The organism is Pseudoxanthomonas sp. LH2527 (assembly GCF_022539275.1).
GTDB lineage: Bacteria > Pseudomonadota > Gammaproteobacteria > Xanthomonadales > Xanthomonadaceae > Pseudoxanthomonas_A.
Map to the genome: position 1 here is coordinate 136,456 of NZ_JAKZBW010000002.1, position 17,117 is coordinate 153,572.

Genomic DNA, 17,117 nt, shown 5'->3' on the forward strand with positions numbered 1-17,117 from the left:
CTCGCGGATTTGCCCCTTCCGGCGCAAACCCCGAAAATGCCGGGAGCCTAACGCCATGCTGGAGCCAAGTCCGATGTCCGATGTCGAACGCGATGTGATGGAGTACGACGTCGTCACCGTCGGCGCGGGGCCGTCTGGCCTGGCCTTCGCCATCCGGCTGAAGCAGCTGAACCCCGGGATCTCGGTCTGCGTGATCGAGAAGGCCAGCACCATCGGCGCCCACATCCTGTCCGGCGCGGTGATCGAGCCGCAGCCGCTCGACGCGCTGCTGCCGGGCTGGCGCGACAATCCGCCGCCCGTGTGCGTACCGGCCGCGGATGACGAGTTCTGGTACTTCAGCAAGGACGGCGGCCGCAAGTTCCCGATCGTGCCGCCCGGCATGCGCAACCACGGCAACTTCATCGTCTCGCTCGGCGCCATGTGCGCCTGGCTGGCGCCGCAGGCCGAAGCGCTGGGCGTGGAGATCTATCCGGGCTTCGCCGCCGCCGAAACGCTGAATGACGACGAGGGCAAGGTCATCGGCGTGCGCATAGGTGACATGGGCATCGCGAAGGACGGCAGCCACAAGCCGGGCTATACGCAGGGTATCGACATCCGCGCCAAGGTCACCGTACTGGCCGAGGGCGCGCGCGGCCACCTGACCAAGCGGCTGGTGAAGCGCTTCGCGCTGGACAAGGACAGCGACCCGCAGGCCTATTCCATCGGCATCAAGGAACTGTGGCAGGTGCCGGAAGGCCGCGTCACGCCCGGCAAGATTGTGCACACGCTCGGCTGGCCGGCCAGCAACGACATCTACGGCGGCAGCTTCCTGTATCACCTGGAGAACAACCAGATCGCGCTGGGCTACGTCAGCGGACTGGATTACAAGGACCCGGAATACAAACCGTGGGAGGCCTTCCAGCAATGGAAGAACCACCCGCTGATCAAACCGCTGCTCGAAGGCGGCAGCATCCTGTCCGCCGGCGCTCGCGCCATCGTCACCGGTGGCTGGCAGTCGCTGCCGAAGGTCGAGATGCCGGGCGCCCTGCTGATCGGCGACACTGCCGGCCTGCTCAATGTGCCGAAGATCAAGGGCACGCACCAGGCAATCCGCAGCGGCATGCTGGCCGCAGAGCACCTGGTCGCCTCGCAGCTCGCGCCGGAAGGCTTCGACGCCAAGCTGCGCGCTTCCGACGCGATGGCGGAGCTGAAGTCGGTGCGCAACATCAAGCCGGGTTTCAAGAAGGGCCTGTGGTTCGGCATGGCCAACGCTGCGTGGGAAACCCTCACCGGCGGCCTGTCGCCGTGGACGCTGGAGGTGAAGCCGGACTGGTCCTCACTCGACAAGGTCGGTGAGCACGAGGAACCCAAGCGCGACTACGTGGACCGCACCCTCGCCCCGCGCGACCGCCTGCAAGGCGTCTACTACGCCGCCACCGAACACGACGAAGACCAGCCCGTGCACCTGCGCGTGCACGACACCTCCGTCTGCGTTACCCGCTGCGCCGCCGAATACGACAACCCCTGCACCCGCTTCTGCCCGGCCGGTGTCTACGAGATCGTCGACGACGGCGATGGCAAACGCCTGCAGATCAACGCCGCCAACTGCGTCCACTGCAAGACCTGCGATATCAAGGACCCCTACCAGATCATCGACTGGGTGACGCCGGAAGGCGGGGCGGGGCCGAATTACCAGAAACTGTAGGAATTCCGTGGCAACGTCCCTGTCCCGTCGCGTTCGCACCGCGCTGTTCTATGCCCTGCGGACCGCCTTCCGCCTGACACCGATGCCGCAAGGCACCCGCGACAGGCTGCGCGAACGATTCCTCGACACGAAAGGCCACTGGGTGCCGGAAGGGCCGAAGGGCCAGGCGCCAATGGGAGAACTGCCACGCAGGCCTTATGTGCGTTCCGATGAACGCGCGATCGGCTACGTGCCCTACGAGAAGGGCGAACTTCCGGATCCGCTTCCCGCTACGCTCGTGGCTTTCTATCTGCCGCAGTTCCACACCATCCCCGAAAACGACGAATGGTGGGGCAAGGGCTTCACCGAGTGGCGCAACGTCACCCGCGCCCTGCCGCAGTTCGAAGGCCACTACCAACCCAAGCTACCCGGTGATCTCGGCTTCTATGACCTGCGCAACGTCGAGGTCATGCACGAGCAGGCACGCCTCGCCCGCGAGTACGGCATCAGCGCCTTCTGCTTCTACTTCTACTGGTTCGGCGGCAAGACCCTGCTGGAAACCCCGCTACGCAACTGGCTCAATGACAAGACCATCGATCTGAAGTTCTGCCTTTGCTGGGCAAACGAGAAATGGACCCGCACGTGGGATGGGCGTGGTGACGAGATACTGATCGACCAGAAGCACTCGCCTGAGGACGACATCGCGTTCATCGAGTATGTGGCGGAGTACATGCGGGACCCTCGTTATCTGCGAGTGGATGGGAAGCCGGTATTGCTTGTGTATCGCCCTGGACTGCTACCTAATGTGGCCGCCACGATGCTGCAATGGCGTGAGTGGTGCATTGAGAACGGCATCGGCCACGTCCACCTGGTGTATGTCCAGTCATTCGACCGAGCGCCACCCGAGGAGCTTGGATTCGATGCGGCCACACAGTTTCCGCCAAATTTCTTCAACTCTCCCGATATCTCCGGTCGTCAATATCTGATCAACCCTGACTACCGGGGAAGCGTGCTGGAATGGCATGGCCTGCAGAAGGCAGCCAATGAAGCGGTGGGAGAAAACATCTATCGCTGCGTTTCACCCGGGTGGGATAACGAGGCACGCAGACCGGGCCGAGGACGCGCGTTCATCCACGCAACGCCCACTACTTACCAAAGATGGCTTGAGCTCGCGATCCGATGCAGCGTCACCACTAGTAGCGCATCGCCGATTACGTTCATAAACGCTTGGAATGAGTGGGCTGAAGGGGCGTTCCTTGAACCCAGCGCGCGACACGGTTATGCGCTGCTCTCCGCCACGCGCAATGCATTGTTTGGCGTCACACGGGACGAACGAGGATGGGCGCACACCGTTGTCCATGCCTGGCACCTGGACATCCTTGAACAGATGCTTCCGCAGCTGCGTGTCGTCGCCTCTTTAATGGACATCACTTTCACCACCACAGCAGATAAAGCCGAAGCGGTGAAACGACTGGCCAGCTCATTACCATGCACGAACAGAATTGAAATTTTCGAGAATCGTGGCCGCGACATCTTGCCCTTCATTGCGGTGGCCAATCGACTGGCGCATGAAGGCATACGCTGGGTACTAAAGCTACACACAAAAAAATCGCCTCACTTGGCGAGCGGCGACACATGGCGCCACGAACTCCTACTCAGCATCGTCCCCCAAGACATCACGGGACTTCTTGAAAAGTTGAGATTCGACGAAAGTACGGGCATCGTCGCACCCACTGGACATCTACTACCTGTCGCCGACTACGTCGGAGCAAATAGTCACTGGTTGAAGCGAATCGGGGAGGGATCTCGCATTAACTACGAGGATTCAACCGCGCTCTTTCCTGCCGGGTCGATGTATTGGTGCCGGCTGAGCGCCATCAGCGACTTGCTGGAGACAGATCTTTTCGCAAGCGATTTCGAGCAAGAAGAAGGCCAAATCGATGGCACCTTGGCTCACGCATTGGAGCGGGTTGTAGGAATTCAGGCGGACTCCGCGGGATTCGCGGTTCTGTCCATTGCCCAGTTCATGCACGGCCGCGACGACGGGACCGCTTTCCACTATCCCTACGCCGCCAAAGCTTCTGGCAAGATCACCTAGACCCGCTCGCTCGACCGGTTGGCGCTGACTCGTGGTCTGCCACAGGTGATCCGGACCGACAACGGCAAGGAGTTTTGCGGCAAGACGATGGTGGCGTGGGCTCACGAGCGCGGTGCGCAGTTGCAGCTTCATCCAGCCGGGCAAGCCGAACCAGAACGCCTACATCGAGAGCTTCAACGGCCGCTTGCGCGACGAATGCCTCAACGAGCACCGGTCCCCGACGCTACTGCACGCTCGCTCCGAGAGCGAGACCTGGCGACGGGAGTACGTACGAGGAGCGACCGAAGAAGACCTTAGGCGGCCTGATCCCCCGGCCGCCTACGCCCAACAGCTGGCGGCCAAAGCCGCTACGGTGGAATGCGGACTCTAAAGAGCCGCGCTACTGAAGGGGGACGTCGCCTCTCTCTCACTTGGTAGAAGTACCAGAAAAAAGCCCTGCGTCACAAACGCAGGGCTTGTCTTGTCACTCGCCTTTGATGCGCGAGCTAGTTCGAGCCAGGCACCAATTCAAACTCGGATTCGAAGCCGGTACCGACTGCACCTACTGCCATTGACGCCTGCAACAAGAAGGTCTGGTAGGACGTCTGTCCAGAAAGGACATGGACATCAGTACGACCAGAACTGCTCCCCTTGTCGAGGGCATAGATATCCTGGATACCGTCTCGGTCATAGTCGCCGATCTTGAAGTCCCAACGATTGTCGGTACCCGTTGATCCAAGGGCCGTGGCGATATTGCGAAGATATGACTGGTACTGAGTCGCGCCATTGAGAATATGGACTTCTGTTCGACCGCCAGCACCATTCTTGCCTATCAGAAAAATGTCAGGCACAGCATCGCCATTGAAATCACCCACATCAACAACCCATTCGGTGCCCGTAGGCAATGTACCGGTGATGGTCGTGCGCGCGAGCAGTTCCGTCTGGAACGAAGTCGCTCCACTCAGGATGTATACGGAAACCCTGCCGCCGACACCTGCCTTGTCGATGAGGTAGAGATCAGGCTTGCTATCCCCGTTGTAATCCGCCAACCGGGAAATCCAGCGATTGTTGGAGCCGATGGCACCGTAGGGCGTCGCCGCATGCAGAGAGAACGAGCTGTACGACGGACCACTCAGCACATGGACTTCGGTTTTGTTGCTGGCGGTACCTGACTTCATCACGAAATAAAGATCGGAGACGCCGTCGCCGTTGTAATCGCCGAGCAGGTAATTGGCAGCCTTATCAGCCGTACCCATTGCTAAGCCCGTAGCGATATGACTCGAGAAGGTTTGGAAGACGCTGGAGGCTGTCAATGTGTGCAGCTCGACGCGACTGCTACCGCCACGCTTTGCAATGTAGACCAGGTTCATCGGGTTGCCGAACGGAACCACAGTCCCACGAAAGCCTGCCACCACAGGAATCACTTGGTTCAGGCTGCGCGCATTGTCCTCACTGTTCGCTACACCACAAGTAAGGTTGCCTGCAGCGCCACACGTGCTTTTGAGTGGCGTAGAGAAAATTCGGTGAGCGATCTGACCCGTATCACCATACGCCATCACCGTGTAGAAGTTGCCCGCCGCCGACGCTGTCTTGTATCCGAAAGAATACGGAAAGCGACCGTACTGTAGAGCACCTCCCGTGGTCGTGGAGTTGGAGCGGTCATGCGCCGAGCCCATCAGGTGCGCAGCTTCGTGCACCAGCGTTTCGTCGGCGCAGTAGTACGTCTTGCCATCGGTGCCGGTGTCATAGCCGTCACTGATAACGGCATAACCCCAAGCCGCATCGGCCGAGGTAATCGCCGTCTGGTTCGCACCGTTCAACCAGGCGATGCCGCAACCTTCGTTCTCTGGCGTGTTGAACTTGCGCACCAGTACCGCGATGTCCGCACCGTACTGATCACGCGCGGTACGCAGCGGCGCGAGACTGGCGGGAACGGTGACGGGAGAGTTGCCCGTGCTGCCGGTCAGTTCCTGCAGCGCCGTCTGATTGGTATTGGTATTGGTGTAGCTGACCTGCAGCGCGTGGACGATGCGCAGGTAGCCGTTGACGTCGCTGTTGGCGAAAGCCTGGTTGCCGATCTGCACCAGGAAGACCAGGCGCGTGGCGGCACCCGACGCGCCGCCGTTCGCAGCGGCGAACTCCGGGGTGTAGCCGATCGCTACGTCGATCGTGTTCGCAGCGGTCGGCGGTGCAGCCTGCGCAACAGCCGTCGCGCCCTGACTGACTTGCGCGGATTGGCTGACCGCCGCACCCATCGACGAGCGCAACGTGGCGGCCTCGGGAATCATCACGTCCTCATGCCCCTTCGTCGCGGACACTACCTTGGACGGATCGGTCTGGACGGCGAACACGGTACCGTTGCGGGTCTGCAGGCTCAGTGCCGGCTTGCCGTTGGCCTGGGGAATTGAACCGAACACCGCCTTCTCGCCGAAGGTGATGATGGCTTCCTGCATCGGGTCGCCGCCGACCACACGGCCGATCCAGGTCCAGTTGCCGTCGATCTCTTCAGCATGGCGCTCATAGCGCAGCTTGACCTGGCTACCGTCCGGCGACGGCACCGTCATTTCACCGGTCGCGACCGCCTTGAAGGCGTGCGCCTCGCTGATGGCGGTCGGGAACCACGTGTAAGCGCCTTCCTGCTTCGCAGGCGTCGCCTTGTTCGGGAATGAAAGCAGCGCGCCGCGATCGGGCGCATTCGCGATGGACGCCCCGATCGCGCGGGCCAACGGGAGCGACGTCGGCAGGCTGCCGGTCGCCTTGCTAGCGGCCACGCCGCGCATCCCTGCCATGCCCGATTCGGGGCTTTCTCCACTGCACCCGGCCAAAACCATCATCAAGGCGCAAGCGCCGACCCGGAGTTTCATACGTACGCCTCTGAGAAAAACGGATAGAGCCCCTGAACTAACACTATAGCCCAGCCGCTGGACCACAAATAGCCAACAGGTTCCCTTCTCCGCGTTATCGGCCGAAAAACGTACAGCTGAAAGTCAGACGTGCAGCGTGGCTCAAACCAACCGGACTTCGGTCACGACTTGGTGTGGTCAGACGGTCTTGAAGGGGACGCCCGTCTTGGTCGCCAGCTCCGCTTCGGTCACGCCCTCGGCCATTTCCACGAGCGCCAGCCCTTCGGGTGTGACATCGAAGACCGCCAGGTCCGTGATGATCCGGTCCACGACGCCCACGCCGGTCAGCGGCAGGTCGCACTGCGGCAGGATCTTGTGGCTGCCGTCCTTCGCCACGTGCTCCATCAGCACCACGATGCGCTTGACGCCGGCCACCAGGTCCATGGCGCCGCCCATGCCCTTGACCATCTTGCCGGGCACCATCCAGTTGGCCAGGTCGCCCTTGTCGGTGACCTGCATGGCGCCCAGGACGGCCAGGTCGATGTGGCCACCCCGGATCATCGCGAACGAATCGTGGCTGCCGAAATAGCTGGCACCGGCCCGGGCCGTGACGGTCTGCTTGCCGGCGTTGATCAGGTCGGCGTCGACCTCGTCCTCGGCCGGGAACGGCCCGATGCCGAGCAGGCCGTTCTCGGACTGAAGCCACACGTCCATGCCAGCCGGGATGTGGTTGGCGACCAGGGTCGGCAGGCCGATGCCGAGGTTGACGTAGGCACCGTCGGTCAGTTCGCGGGCGGCGCGCTGCGCCATTTCATCGCGGGTCCAGGGCATCACTTGTCTCCTTGGCGGACGGTGCGCTGCTCGATGCGCTTCTCGGGGCTCGGGTTGTGGACGATGCGGTCCACGTAGATGCCCGGCAGGTGGACGTGGTCGGGATCGATTTCGCCCACCTCCACGACCTCCTCGACTTCGGCAATGCACACCTTGCCCGCCATGGCGCAGGCCGGGTTGAAGTTGCGCGCCGTCTTGCGGAACACCAGGTTGCCGGACTTGTCGGCCTTCCACGCCTTGACCAGCGACACGTCGGCGCTGAGCGCCGTTTCCATGACATACCAGTGTTCGCCGAACTGGCGGGTCTCCTTGCCTTCGGCCACCACCGTGCCGTAGCCGGTGCGGGTGAAGAAGGCCGGGATGCCGGCACCGCCGGCGCGCAGGCGTTCGGCCAGCGTGCCCTGCGGGTTGAACTCCAGTTCCAGTTCGCCGGACAGGAACTGCCGCTCGAACTCCTTGTTCTCGCCCACGTAGGACGAAATCATCTTGCTGATCTGGCGGGTCTCCAGCAGCAGACCCAGGCCGAAGCCGTCCACACCGGCATTGTTGGAAATGGCCGTGAGCCCCTTCGCGCCGCTGTCGCGCAGGGCGGCGATCAGCGCTTCCGGAATGCCGCACAGGCCGAAGCCGCCCACGGCGAGTGTCTGGCCGTCGGCCACGACGCCCTGCAGTGCCGCTGCGGCACTGGGATAGAGCTTCTGCTTGCCTCCGGAACCGGGGTTACCCGTCATGGCGCGATCCAATCGATGAGGAAAGTCTGCATTCTACCCAGCGCTCCCGGCCCGACACAGGTACTTTTGGGCAATGGGAGTCCAGCGCAGGACGTGCGCGTACACTTGCCGACGTATGAAGACCCTCGCCCTCGTTACCGCCGTGGCCGCCTCCGGTCATGACGACGACCTCGCGCCCCTGCTGGATGCCTGCGCGGACGCCGGCCTGCACGCCCGAGCAGTGGCCTGGGACGACCCGACGGTGAGCTGGTCCCGCTTCGATTCGGCGCTGCTGCGCTCGCCGTGGGACTACACGGAACGGTTGCCCGAGTTCCTGGCCTGGTGCGAACACGCGGACCGGGTGACACACCTGATGAATCCCCTGAACGTGGTGCGCTGGAACACCGACAAGCACTACCTCGCCGATCTGGCGACCGTGGGCATTCCGGTTGTTCCCACCCGGTTCGTCGAGCCCGATGCCGAGCCGATGGACGCATTGGCTGCCTTCCTGGATGAGTTCGATGCCGGGGAGTTCGTCGTCAAGCCCACGGTCAGCGCCGGCGCCCGCGACACCCAGCGCTACGCCCGCGACCAGCAGTTCGTGGCCGGCAACCACATCGGCCGCCTGCTGGAGCAGGAGCGCAGCGTCATGCTGCAGCCCTACGTGGCCTCGGTCGACCAGCACGGCGAAACCGCGCTGCTCTATTTCAACGGCCGGTTCAGCCACGCCGCCCGCAAGGGTGCGCAACTGCCGCCCGGCGAAGGCGCGCGGCAGGCGCCCATGGCCCTGGGCGATATCGTCGCCACGACCGCCACGCCCGCAGAACAGGCGCTGGCCGAACGGATCCTTACCGCCGCCATGCGGCTGCGCCAGCTCGAAGACCCCCTCGCCTACGCGCGCATCGATCTGCTGACCGGTGCCGATGGCCTGCCGCAGTTGCTCGAACTGGAACTGACCGAGCCCTCGCTGTTCTTCGCCCAAGCCCCCGGCAGCGCCGCCCGTTTCGCGGCCGTGCTGGCGTCCCGGCTGGCGGACGGTACCGTACGGGCTCGCATGGCCACCGCCTGACGGCTAAAATCCGGGTCTGCCCTCGGCCAGCCGCCGCGGCCGGGCCTCACCGTCGCATACAGGAATTCCCGCAGGATGAAGATTCTCGTCGCCTACAAGCGCGTGGTGGACTACAACGTCCGCATCCAGGTCAAGCCGGACGGCTCCGGCGTGGTCACCGACGGCGTCAAGCTGTCCCCCAACCCCTTCGACGAGATCGCGCTGGAAGAAGCCCTGCGCCTGCGCGACAAGGGCATCGCCACCGACGTCGTGGTCGCCACCATCGCCCCCGCCGACGCCCAGGCCCACCTGCGCAACGGCCTGGCCATGGGTGCCAACCGCGCCATCCACGTGGTCACCGACCAAGCCATCCAGCCGCTGACCGCCGCCCGCACCCTGCTGAAGCTGGTCGAGAAGGAGGCGCCCGACCTGGTGATCCTCGGCAAGCAGGCCATCGACGACGACGCCAACCAGACCGGCCAGATGCTGGCCACGCTGTGGGGCCGCCCGCAGGCCACCTTCGCCGGCAAGCTCGACATCGCCGACGGCAAGGCTACGGTGGTGCGCGAAGTCGACGCCGGCCTGGAAACACTGGAAGTTGATCTGCCGGCCGTGGTCACCACCGACCTGCGCCTCAACGAGCCGCGCTTCATCAAGCTGCCGGACATCATGAAGGCCAAGAGCAAGCCGCTGGAGACCCTGCAGCTGGCCGACCTCGGCGTGGACGCCGCCGACACGCACAAGACCACCCACTACGCCCCGCCAGCCAAGCGCAGCAAGGGCGTGATGGTCAAGGACGCGGCCGAACTGGTCGCCGCACTCAAGCAGAAGGGGTTGCTGTAATGGCCAAGGTTCTCGTCATTGCCGAACACCTGGACGGCAAGCTCAACGCCTCCACCGCCAAGACCGTCAGCGCGGCGGCTGCCGTGAACGCCGACGCCATCGACGTGGTCGTGCTGGCCGCCGATCCGGTAGCCGTCGCCACCGAAGCTGCACAGATCGCCGGCGTCGCCAAGGTGCTGACCGTTGCCAACGCCGCCAACGCGAACGCCATCGCCCAGGTGCTGGCCCCGCAGATCGCCCAGCTCGCCACGGGTTACACGCACGTGTTCGCCCCGTCCACCACCTTCGGCAAGGACCTGATGCCCTGCGTGGCCGCCCTGCTCGGCGTCAACCAGGTCTCCGACCTGATGGCCGTGGAAGGCCCGCACACCTTCAAGCGCCCGATCTACGCCGGCAACGCGATCATCACCGTCGAAACCCCGGCCGACCAGACCGTGGTCGCCACCGTGCGCACCGCCTCCTGGCCCGAAGCCGCCAAGGGCGGCAGCGCGGCGGTCGAAGCCACCAGCGTGGACGCCCCCCTGCCGACGCATACCCGCTACCTCGGTCTGGCCGCCGGCAAATCCGACCGCCCCGACCTGCAGAGCGCCAAGCGCGTGGTCTCCGGCGGCCGCGGCGTCGGCTCGGCCGAGAACTTCAAGGTCATCTACGCCCTGGCCGACAAGCTCGGCGCCGCCGTCGGCGCCTCGCGTGCCGCCGTCGATGCCGGCTACGTCCCAAACGAACTGCAGGTCGGCCAGACCGGCAAGATCATCGCCCCCGAGCTGTACGTGGCGGTCGGCATTTCCGGTGCCATCCAGCACCTGACCGGCATCAAGGACGCCGGCACCATCGTGGCGATCAACAAGGACGGCGAAGCGCCGATCTTCGAGATCGCGGATATCGGGCTGGTGGGGGATCTGTTTCAACTACTGCCGGAACTGTCGGAGCAGCTCACTAGCTAGTGGGACGTCACAAACGGTTTCCATCCCCGCTTATATAGTCGTGCTACAGCACAGACGTGCGGGTGCACGGAACATCGGATCATTTGGAGTAGCCAAGCCCCAGAAGCCGCTTGGTTACTTGCTGAACCGTTGGCTCATGGAATCCCCAGGACCCGCTGTTGCCGGCGAGAGGAACGCGCCAAACTCCTCAAGGAACAGTGAGACCTCACATTGCACACCCCTAAAGTTTCGATTTTCCTGCCCACCTTCGCACGCTATCAAGACGGTTTCTTGCAGCGCGCGGTAGACAGTGCTTTGCGTCAAACATGGCGGGAGTTCGAGCTGCTAGTCATCGATGATGGATCCACCGATGGCACAGCGGACTACTTGGCGTCGCAAGCGGCCGCGGACCCGCGCGTCGTACACATTCGCCTCGAGAAGAACACAGGCCTTCCTGCCTATGCGCTGTCGCAGGCGTATCCGCACGCGACAGGCGAGTACTTCGCATGGCTTTTCGATGATTGCGAGCTTGAGCCAGACCATTTGGAGACGCTGGTGGGCCGGCTACGCGAAAGCCCCGCCCTCGGCATGGTGTACGCCCAAGCCCGAGCGCAACTGCAGGGTGACAGGAGCTTCGTGATAGGCGCTCCTCTGGACATCGGGGCCTTGTCGCAGGGCGCCAATTCGATCCCCAATACATGCGTGGTTCTGCCTCGAAGCACGATAGAAAGAATCGGCTGGTACGACCCCCATATCATCCTCAAGCGCCTTTGCGATTGGGACCTTTGGCTCAGGATCGCCTCCGAGTTCGAGATCGGCTACGTCGCCAGGATCCTGGCGACTGAATACGGTGTCGGTTTGCCGGGCTCGTTGGGTAGGCTCAACCGCGAGAATGGTGAGCTAGCCTTGAAGTATGCCCGCTTACCACGCAACCATCGTTTGGCGCCCGAAACCCTAAGCATGGATGACGCCTACCGCATGGACTTCGAGGCGGAGCTTGGCGCAGCCGATGCGGCTGCGCTGCAGACCGCGTTTCTCGAGCACCAGATCGTTACCATGGATATCGTCGGATCGATCAGGACGGCGGGGCAAATGAAGGAACGAGGCCTGTTGGTCGGCGCCATCGATCGTCTGCTCCGGCAGGGGAATGGAACGGGCGAAGGTAAGGTCGACATCCTGTTCGCGGCTATGGTCGGCTATTTCAGAACGCGCATCGAAGACGATGCGGCTTCGATGATTAGAATGGAAGTAGCTGCACGCGATGCACTGCGCGCCGCGGACCAGCGTATGGATGAAATGAATTCCGCGCTCGAGAGGCTCGCCGCGACTCAGGCGGAACGAGATAGTCTTTCCAACCGTCTTTCGGACATCGAGAGCCGCAGAGAGAAGACGTCCCCGGAGCGATTCAATGATGAGCTGGCACGCGAGCTCGCAGAAACCAAGTATTCGCTTTTTATTTTCCGCGACGCCGCAGATCGGCGGCTGGAGATGATCCGGGCCCTTGAAGAGCAGCTGGGGAATCTATCCGGATCGTCTGCGCCGCCAGCCGAAGAAAAAAAGGTACCGGCACCCGGGCCGGGCCGTACGGCAGCGAGACGGCGAAAGGCATAAGAGATGGCGGTCGGCATATTCGGCGAGGATCCGGTTGCTGCGACGCCGACCGAGTCGCCAATGGCGTTCCCCCACGGCCTCAATCTGTTCGTCGACAACGAGGGGCCGACCACGAGCCTTACCGCCAGCGTGCTCGACAGGCTTTGCGGCACCGACATGCTCAATCTCGAGCGGGTGAACGACGCGCATCGGAAAGAATACCTAGCCAAGCCCACCCTGTTTTCGCGTGTATGCGCTCCGGGTTTGCAGTGGTTGCCCAAGTTTCTCTCGCGGCATTCGGCTAGGTACGCCTATTATCTGGACGACAATCTCTGGGAGTACCGGCGCGATAGCGCGCTGGCTAGGTACTACGCGTCGGCTGCCGTGCGTCGTTCCCTAGAAAGCTTCATCCGCGGCTCCGCCGTGACGCTGGTGAATTCGCACCACCTCGCCAACTTCGTTCGCGACAGGATTCCGTCCACCAATATCGTGTGCGTCCCAGCGTCCTTCGACTTCCGAATGATTCCGAGCGATCAAGTCATCAGCGAGCGCTCGGGGCCCCTTCGCGTGGGATATGCCGGCAGCGAGCGCGGCGAAGCATTCAAGGCCGTCGCCACTGCTATCGAGCGCCTTCTCTCGGAGCGACCCGGCGAATTCCAGTTCGAGTTCATCGGTTACTTGCCGGATACGTTGAAAGGAAGGCAAGGGGTGCAGCATTTCGAAGCCGTTCCCGACTATCGAAGTTTCCTGGCGTTAAAACAGAGCAGAAAATGGGAAGTGGGGCTGGCGCCGCTGGAAGATGACCTCTTCTCGCGATGCAAGACGAACAACAAGTTTCGGGAGTACGGCGCACTAGGCATCGTGGGCCTCTACAGTGACGTAGTGCCGTACGCCGACAGCGTGAGTAACGGACGCACCGGCATGCTGGTCGGGCATGGCGCGGATGCTTGGACTTCGGCTCTGGAGTGGGCGCTTGCGCATCGCGCCGCGCTATCGGCCATCGGTGCGGAAGCCCGGAAAGAAGTATGGGCCCGTCACCGCCTCGATGTAGTAGCAGCCCAATGGGCCGCTGCCCTAGCGGATGCGGACCTGCGCGCGGCGCGAACTGCGCGGAGCGGACTTGAGTGGCATCTTCTCGGGCTCTTCGGCCGCCTCGCCGCCCGGTCCCCCTGACGCAGAAATGGGCGGCGATCGTTAACCTCCATCGTTGTCCGGCAGGAAGGCGTACAAAGCTTCGCGCGCCCCCGACGCCGACATATACTCCCGAACGAAAATAGGACTCTGCGAGTCGCGGACGAAGAACCTGACGCGCCAACCGGGCCCTACCTGGACCGGGGCCTTCATCGGGAACTCGACCAGCAGATCCGGATCCAGCTGCTCGATTGGCAGCACCACGTGATCATGGATCTCGTCCTCACGCGTGATGAGTTCCATGCCCAGCGATCCGCTGAGCGTGGGCACGGTGGCGGCGAAGGCCGCCCGCACACTCATCGCTGCTTGGGTCTGCTCTTCCTCCACGGGATACTCGATGAACGTCACCGTCTGTAGATTGGCGCTGATCTCATGAACCGATGTTGCCGACCCCTCACAGATCTCGCTCGCGAACGCAGCCGCTCTCGGACTGATCGGACCTATGGATGCCTGGATCGGCGATCGCCTCAGGTACATGGCGATCAATCGATTGAGGGCGCGGTGCACGATCGCACGGGATCGCGGTGTCCGATGCGGAGAGCGTCCTTCGAGCATCAGCAGCCTGCGTCCAGATTCCTTGAGCGCTTCCACTTGGTTCGCCAAGTGCTCGACGCGCCGTTCCAGAGTTTGCAGCTTGCGTCGGTGCTTGTCCGACAACACGTCGTTCCCCTGGGTGGTCGGCAGCAGGTCGGCGACAATGCCGCGCCAGGCTTCGACCGCCTTTTCCAGGCTCAGTTCGTTGCGCACATGCGCATGCGCGTTAGCCGCGATTTCACGCCTCAGCTCTTTGTCGTGGACAAGGCGCATGATGGCGTCGATCCACGCGTCCTTTTCGTTGTCGACCAGGAAACCCGTACTGCCATCGGAAACGACCGCCATGTAGGGATCGATTCGCGTGTAGACGCCAGCGACGTGGCAGGCGCCGTAGTCGCGGTACTTGGTCGGCAGCTTGGCGCGATTGAAGTCACTGACTTCCAGCGGCGCCAGACCGATATCCCACTGTCGGGTCGCTAACGTCCTCAGAGACTCTCGAGACGACGGACTGAAAGGAATAAACGTTGTCCGCGGAAGCGCTTCGAGTTTGGCCGTACGGGGGCCGAAGAACTCAAATCGTGTCTGCGGCGCGATGCGGGCTACTTCCGCCAAAGCATCCAGCAATGTTTCAAGCGCCTTCGAGTGATCAGCCGACCCGAAAAATCCTATTGTCACCGTATCGCCTTCACGCGATGCGGCATGCGGAACATCGTCCAACTGGGAGAAGTCGAATCCATAATGATGCTGCACCACCCTCGAACCGTAGGCGCGGGACCGCTCAGCGATTCGGGGGGTGGACGCCTTCACCAGATCCGCTGTGGACAGCAATTCCTCCAGTCCACGCAGAATCACCGGATCCTTGTGGTATCGCGCCACGGCACCGATTGAATCCGGGATCACGAAGAAGTCATCGTCCCAGGAAAAGACGACAGGTAAACCGTAGTCCTCTTTCGCCTGTCGCGCAGCAAGGACGGTCGGCGGATCGCTCATACGGCTTATGACCAGCATGTCGGCCCAAGCCAAGTCCTCGGGCGTCACTTCCGCTCCATCCTTCGTCCGCCATTCCAACCTGCCCTCGGACTGCAACCGCTCGAAAGGCAAGGCGATATCGATTACGGTGGTGGCGATTGGCGCGGCGATAACCAATACCTTCCGCCGCGGCTCGATTGCGGATCGCATGAGGTCCAAGTACTTCTTTGAGACGTTCTGCAAACTGTAGCGTTGCTGTACATCCGCCTCTGCGTTGGCAACGATACGCGCGGCCAACGTCCTGTCTTCGATGAGCCGTACCAGCCCTTCACGCCACCCGGCGTGAGAATTGGCCACCAATCCGTTGAATCCATCGATGACGGATCGCCAGTAGGGCGGCGCGTCTGCATAGACCGCTGGAATCCCCAGCGCGGCGTATTCCCGATACTTGTTGTCGGTCTTGGCGTCGTTGGCGGGCGAACGAAGCAATGGGGCTATGCCGACATCCCATTGCCTCGCCAGCACGAATTCGTAGTACTTGCGGATACCCGGTAGCGACGGGAAGTGTGTAACCCGGGAATGGCCGGCCAAGCTTTCGGAGCGGACACCGATGAGCTCCAAGTGAAGGTGGGGAAACTGCGCCAGCAGTTCGGTTAGCACTGGCGAGATATCTTCGATATCGCTGCTATGCAGTAGTGACGCCGCATAGCCGACGGTCACGCGCTCTGTCGAGCGGTCTTTTTCATTCGTACCCGATCGGATTTGGCTGATGCTCTCAAGACTCGCGATCGCCGGAGGCACAACAATATTCGGTTGCGCCGGCAGGATCTTTCTCTTGAGCACGTCCGAAAACGCCCATACCTGGTCCGCAAGTCCACAGATGCTCAGCAAACGCGGCCAAGCGCCCGACTCGCGGTAATGACGGCCGAGGGGCGAGGCCGGATCGAGGCTCTCGAAATCGTCATCGATAGCGTAAATGACAGGGGTCCCCGCCGCCTTCGCAGCTTCGACGAGGCTCAGTGCATTCGGCTGGCATGCGCGCATGACGATCAGCAGGTCACACCGATCGAGTTCGCGTGCGATGGGCTCCGCATCCTCGATCGCATACAAACCGAATTCCAGCTCGCCTTGCGCTGCAAGAAACGACAAAGGCCGTTCGAGCACAAGCTCCACCGACGGAATCATCCCGTCCGCTACCGCAAGAACTCTGAACTTCGCCCCTGTCATGACCTCACCCTTCCATGCTGCAGAATCTTGTCCCGACGGGCATGTACCCCCGCCCCCGCAAACGAGCTACTCAGCGACCTTCGCCGAGCGGCCCGTAGCACACAGCAGAATCTTGTCACCGATACGCTGTGCAACCTGTACGTTGTATTGGCCGGCCGGCACCTCGGCGAGCGCAGCGTTGACCGAGAACGCAGCCGAATCCAACGACGCCTCGCCCAGACGGATGCCGAGACCCGCGCGAGTGCCCATGGCCACTGGCACGAAATATGAGGCGTCTCCGCCAGACTCCAGCTTCAAGTACACCGAAGTGGGCGCAGTCTTGTCGGCGCGATCAAGTGCCCAACCTTCGATAAGCTGCGGCACCGAACGCGACAGCGACAGCTCGGCGCCCTGCGGCACCTCAGCGGTCGCTTCGATGCCACACTCACCACCGCTTTGTACAGGTCCCTGGAGATCCTGCGGCAGTGCCGGGCCAAACTGGCTGGCGGCGGCGACCTGCTGTACCGGCTCCGACGACGCCGGCTCGGTGACAGGAGTGGGCGCACTTTCTGGCGTGGACGCCGTGGGCGCGGCGTTCTGCGTGCACGCGGCAGCCAACGCAGCGGCGGCGATCGTCAGGGCGAGCGTCGAACGGCGAGCGGCGGTCGAACTGAATCCGATATTCATAG

The 17,117-nt window shown here is 62.7% G+C and carries 12 protein-coding genes and 1 pseudogene; 8 read left to right on the forward strand and 5 right to left on the reverse strand.

Features of this window, described 5'->3' with window-relative positions; all coding sequences use genetic code 11:
* The first annotated feature begins 55 nt into the window (after positions 1 to 55).
* The 3 genes and pseudogenes from MMG85_RS02095 to MMG85_RS02105 form a co-directional block, all read left to right on the forward strand.
* Entirely contained in the window at positions 56 to 1,684 is a 1,629-nt protein-coding gene (locus MMG85_RS02095) for an electron transfer flavoprotein-ubiquinone oxidoreductase (RefSeq protein WP_241044464.1), read from the forward strand.
* A 7-nt stretch (positions 1,685 to 1,691) separates the two neighbouring features.
* Positions 1,692 to 3,761 carry a glycoside hydrolase family 99-like domain-containing protein gene (locus tag MMG85_RS02100; protein ID WP_241044465.1) on the forward strand — a complete coding sequence of 690 codons (2,070 nt, stop codon included), beginning with the start codon at positions 1,692 to 1,694 and terminating at the stop codon, positions 3,759 to 3,761.
* A gap of 3 nt (positions 3,762 to 3,764) precedes the next feature.
* Positions 3,765 to 4,131, forward strand: a pseudogene (locus MMG85_RS02105) (integrase core domain-containing protein); the annotation flags it as partial.
* Positions 4,132 to 4,246: 115 nt separating this feature from the next.
* Here MMG85_RS02105 and MMG85_RS02110 read toward each other — a convergent pair.
* The 3 genes from MMG85_RS02110 to MMG85_RS02120 all read right to left on the reverse strand — a co-directional run bounded on the left by MMG85_RS02110 (position 4,247) and on the right by MMG85_RS02120 (position 8,145).
* Positions 4,247 to 6,604 (reverse strand): reprolysin-like metallopeptidase, encoded by a 2,358-nt coding sequence (locus MMG85_RS02110; protein WP_241044466.1) that lies wholly within the window; start codon positions 6,602 to 6,604, stop codon positions 4,247 to 4,249.
* Between the two features lie 177 nt (positions 6,605 to 6,781).
* Complete coding sequence (locus tag MMG85_RS02115; RefSeq protein ID WP_241044467.1) at positions 6,782 to 7,414, reverse strand: CoA transferase subunit B; 633 nt, start codon at positions 7,412 to 7,414, stop codon at positions 6,782 to 6,784.
* Positions 7,414 to 8,145, reverse strand: a complete 732-nt coding sequence (locus MMG85_RS02120) for a CoA transferase subunit A (protein WP_055936841.1) — start codon at positions 8,143 to 8,145, stop codon at positions 7,414 to 7,416. The genes MMG85_RS02115 and MMG85_RS02120 overlap by 1 nt, the downstream gene beginning before the upstream one ends.
* A gap of 115 nt (positions 8,146 to 8,260) precedes the next feature.
* Between MMG85_RS02120 and MMG85_RS02125 the strand changes: the two genes are divergently transcribed.
* From MMG85_RS02125 to MMG85_RS02145, 5 genes are all read left to right on the forward strand, one after another.
* Positions 8,261 to 9,193 carry a hypothetical protein gene (locus MMG85_RS02125; protein WP_241044468.1) on the forward strand — a complete coding sequence of 311 codons (933 nt, stop codon included), beginning with the start codon at positions 8,261 to 8,263 and terminating at the stop codon, positions 9,191 to 9,193.
* Between the two features lie 75 nt (positions 9,194 to 9,268).
* Complete coding sequence (locus MMG85_RS02130; RefSeq protein WP_055936847.1) at positions 9,269 to 10,015, forward strand: electron transfer flavoprotein subunit beta/FixA family protein; 747 nt, start codon at positions 9,269 to 9,271, stop codon at positions 10,013 to 10,015.
* The gene (locus MMG85_RS02135; protein ID WP_241044469.1) at positions 10,015 to 10,959 is read left to right on the forward strand and encodes an electron transfer flavoprotein subunit alpha/FixB family protein; all 945 of its coding nucleotides are present in this window, start codon (positions 10,015 to 10,017) and stop codon (positions 10,957 to 10,959) included. The genes MMG85_RS02130 and MMG85_RS02135 overlap by 1 nt, the downstream gene beginning before the upstream one ends.
* Positions 10,960 to 11,169: 210 nt before the next feature.
* Positions 11,170 to 12,549: a glycosyltransferase family 2 protein gene (locus MMG85_RS02140; RefSeq protein WP_241044470.1), complete on the forward strand. Its 1,380-nt coding sequence runs from the start codon at positions 11,170 to 11,172 to the stop codon at positions 12,547 to 12,549.
* Between the two features lie 3 nt (positions 12,550 to 12,552).
* Positions 12,553 to 13,701, forward strand: coding sequence for a glycosyltransferase (locus MMG85_RS02145; protein WP_241044472.1), 1,149 nt, complete (start codon positions 12,553 to 12,555; stop codon positions 13,699 to 13,701).
* A gap of 21 nt (positions 13,702 to 13,722) precedes the next feature.
* Here the strand turns inward: MMG85_RS02145 and MMG85_RS02150 are convergent, their stop codons facing one another.
* Complete coding sequence (locus MMG85_RS02150; RefSeq protein ID WP_241044473.1) at positions 13,723 to 16,449, reverse strand: glycosyltransferase; 2,727 nt, start codon at positions 16,447 to 16,449, stop codon at positions 13,723 to 13,725.
* A gap of 66 nt (positions 16,450 to 16,515) precedes the next feature.
* Positions 16,516 to 17,115: a hypothetical protein gene (locus MMG85_RS02155; RefSeq protein WP_241044474.1), complete on the reverse strand. Its 600-nt coding sequence runs from the start codon at positions 17,113 to 17,115 to the stop codon at positions 16,516 to 16,518.
* Positions 17,116 to 17,117: the final 2 nt, after the last annotated feature.

Excerpts from the sequence above, each read along its gene's own strand:
- MMG85_RS02095 (WP_241044464.1), top strand. The coding sequence starts at position 56 with ATGCTGGAGCCAAGTCCGATGTCCGATGTCGAACGCGATGTGATGGAG.
- MMG85_RS02110 (WP_241044466.1), bottom strand. The coding sequence starts at position 6,604 with ATGAAACTCCGGGTCGGCGCTTGCGCCTTGATGATGGTTTTGGCCGGG.
- MMG85_RS02115 (WP_241044467.1), bottom strand. The coding sequence starts at position 7,414 with ATGCCCTGGACCCGCGATGAAATGGCGCAGCGCGCCGCCCGCGAACTG.
- MMG85_RS02120 (WP_055936841.1), bottom strand. The coding sequence starts at position 8,145 with ATGACGGGTAACCCCGGTTCCGGAGGCAAGCAGAAGCTCTATCCCAGT.
- MMG85_RS02125 (WP_241044468.1), top strand. The coding sequence starts at position 8,261 with ATGAAGACCCTCGCCCTCGTTACCGCCGTGGCCGCCTCCGGTCATGAC.
- MMG85_RS02130 (WP_055936847.1), top strand. The coding sequence starts at position 9,269 with ATGAAGATTCTCGTCGCCTACAAGCGCGTGGTGGACTACAACGTCCGC.
- MMG85_RS02135 (WP_241044469.1), top strand. The coding sequence starts at position 10,015 with ATGGCCAAGGTTCTCGTCATTGCCGAACACCTGGACGGCAAGCTCAAC.
- MMG85_RS02145 (WP_241044472.1), top strand. The coding sequence starts at position 12,553 with ATGGCGGTCGGCATATTCGGCGAGGATCCGGTTGCTGCGACGCCGACC.
- MMG85_RS02150 (WP_241044473.1), bottom strand. The coding sequence starts at position 16,449 with ATGACAGGGGCGAAGTTCAGAGTTCTTGCGGTAGCGGACGGGATGATT.
- MMG85_RS02155 (WP_241044474.1), bottom strand. The coding sequence starts at position 17,115 with ATGAATATCGGATTCAGTTCGACCGCCGCTCGCCGTTCGACGCTCGCC.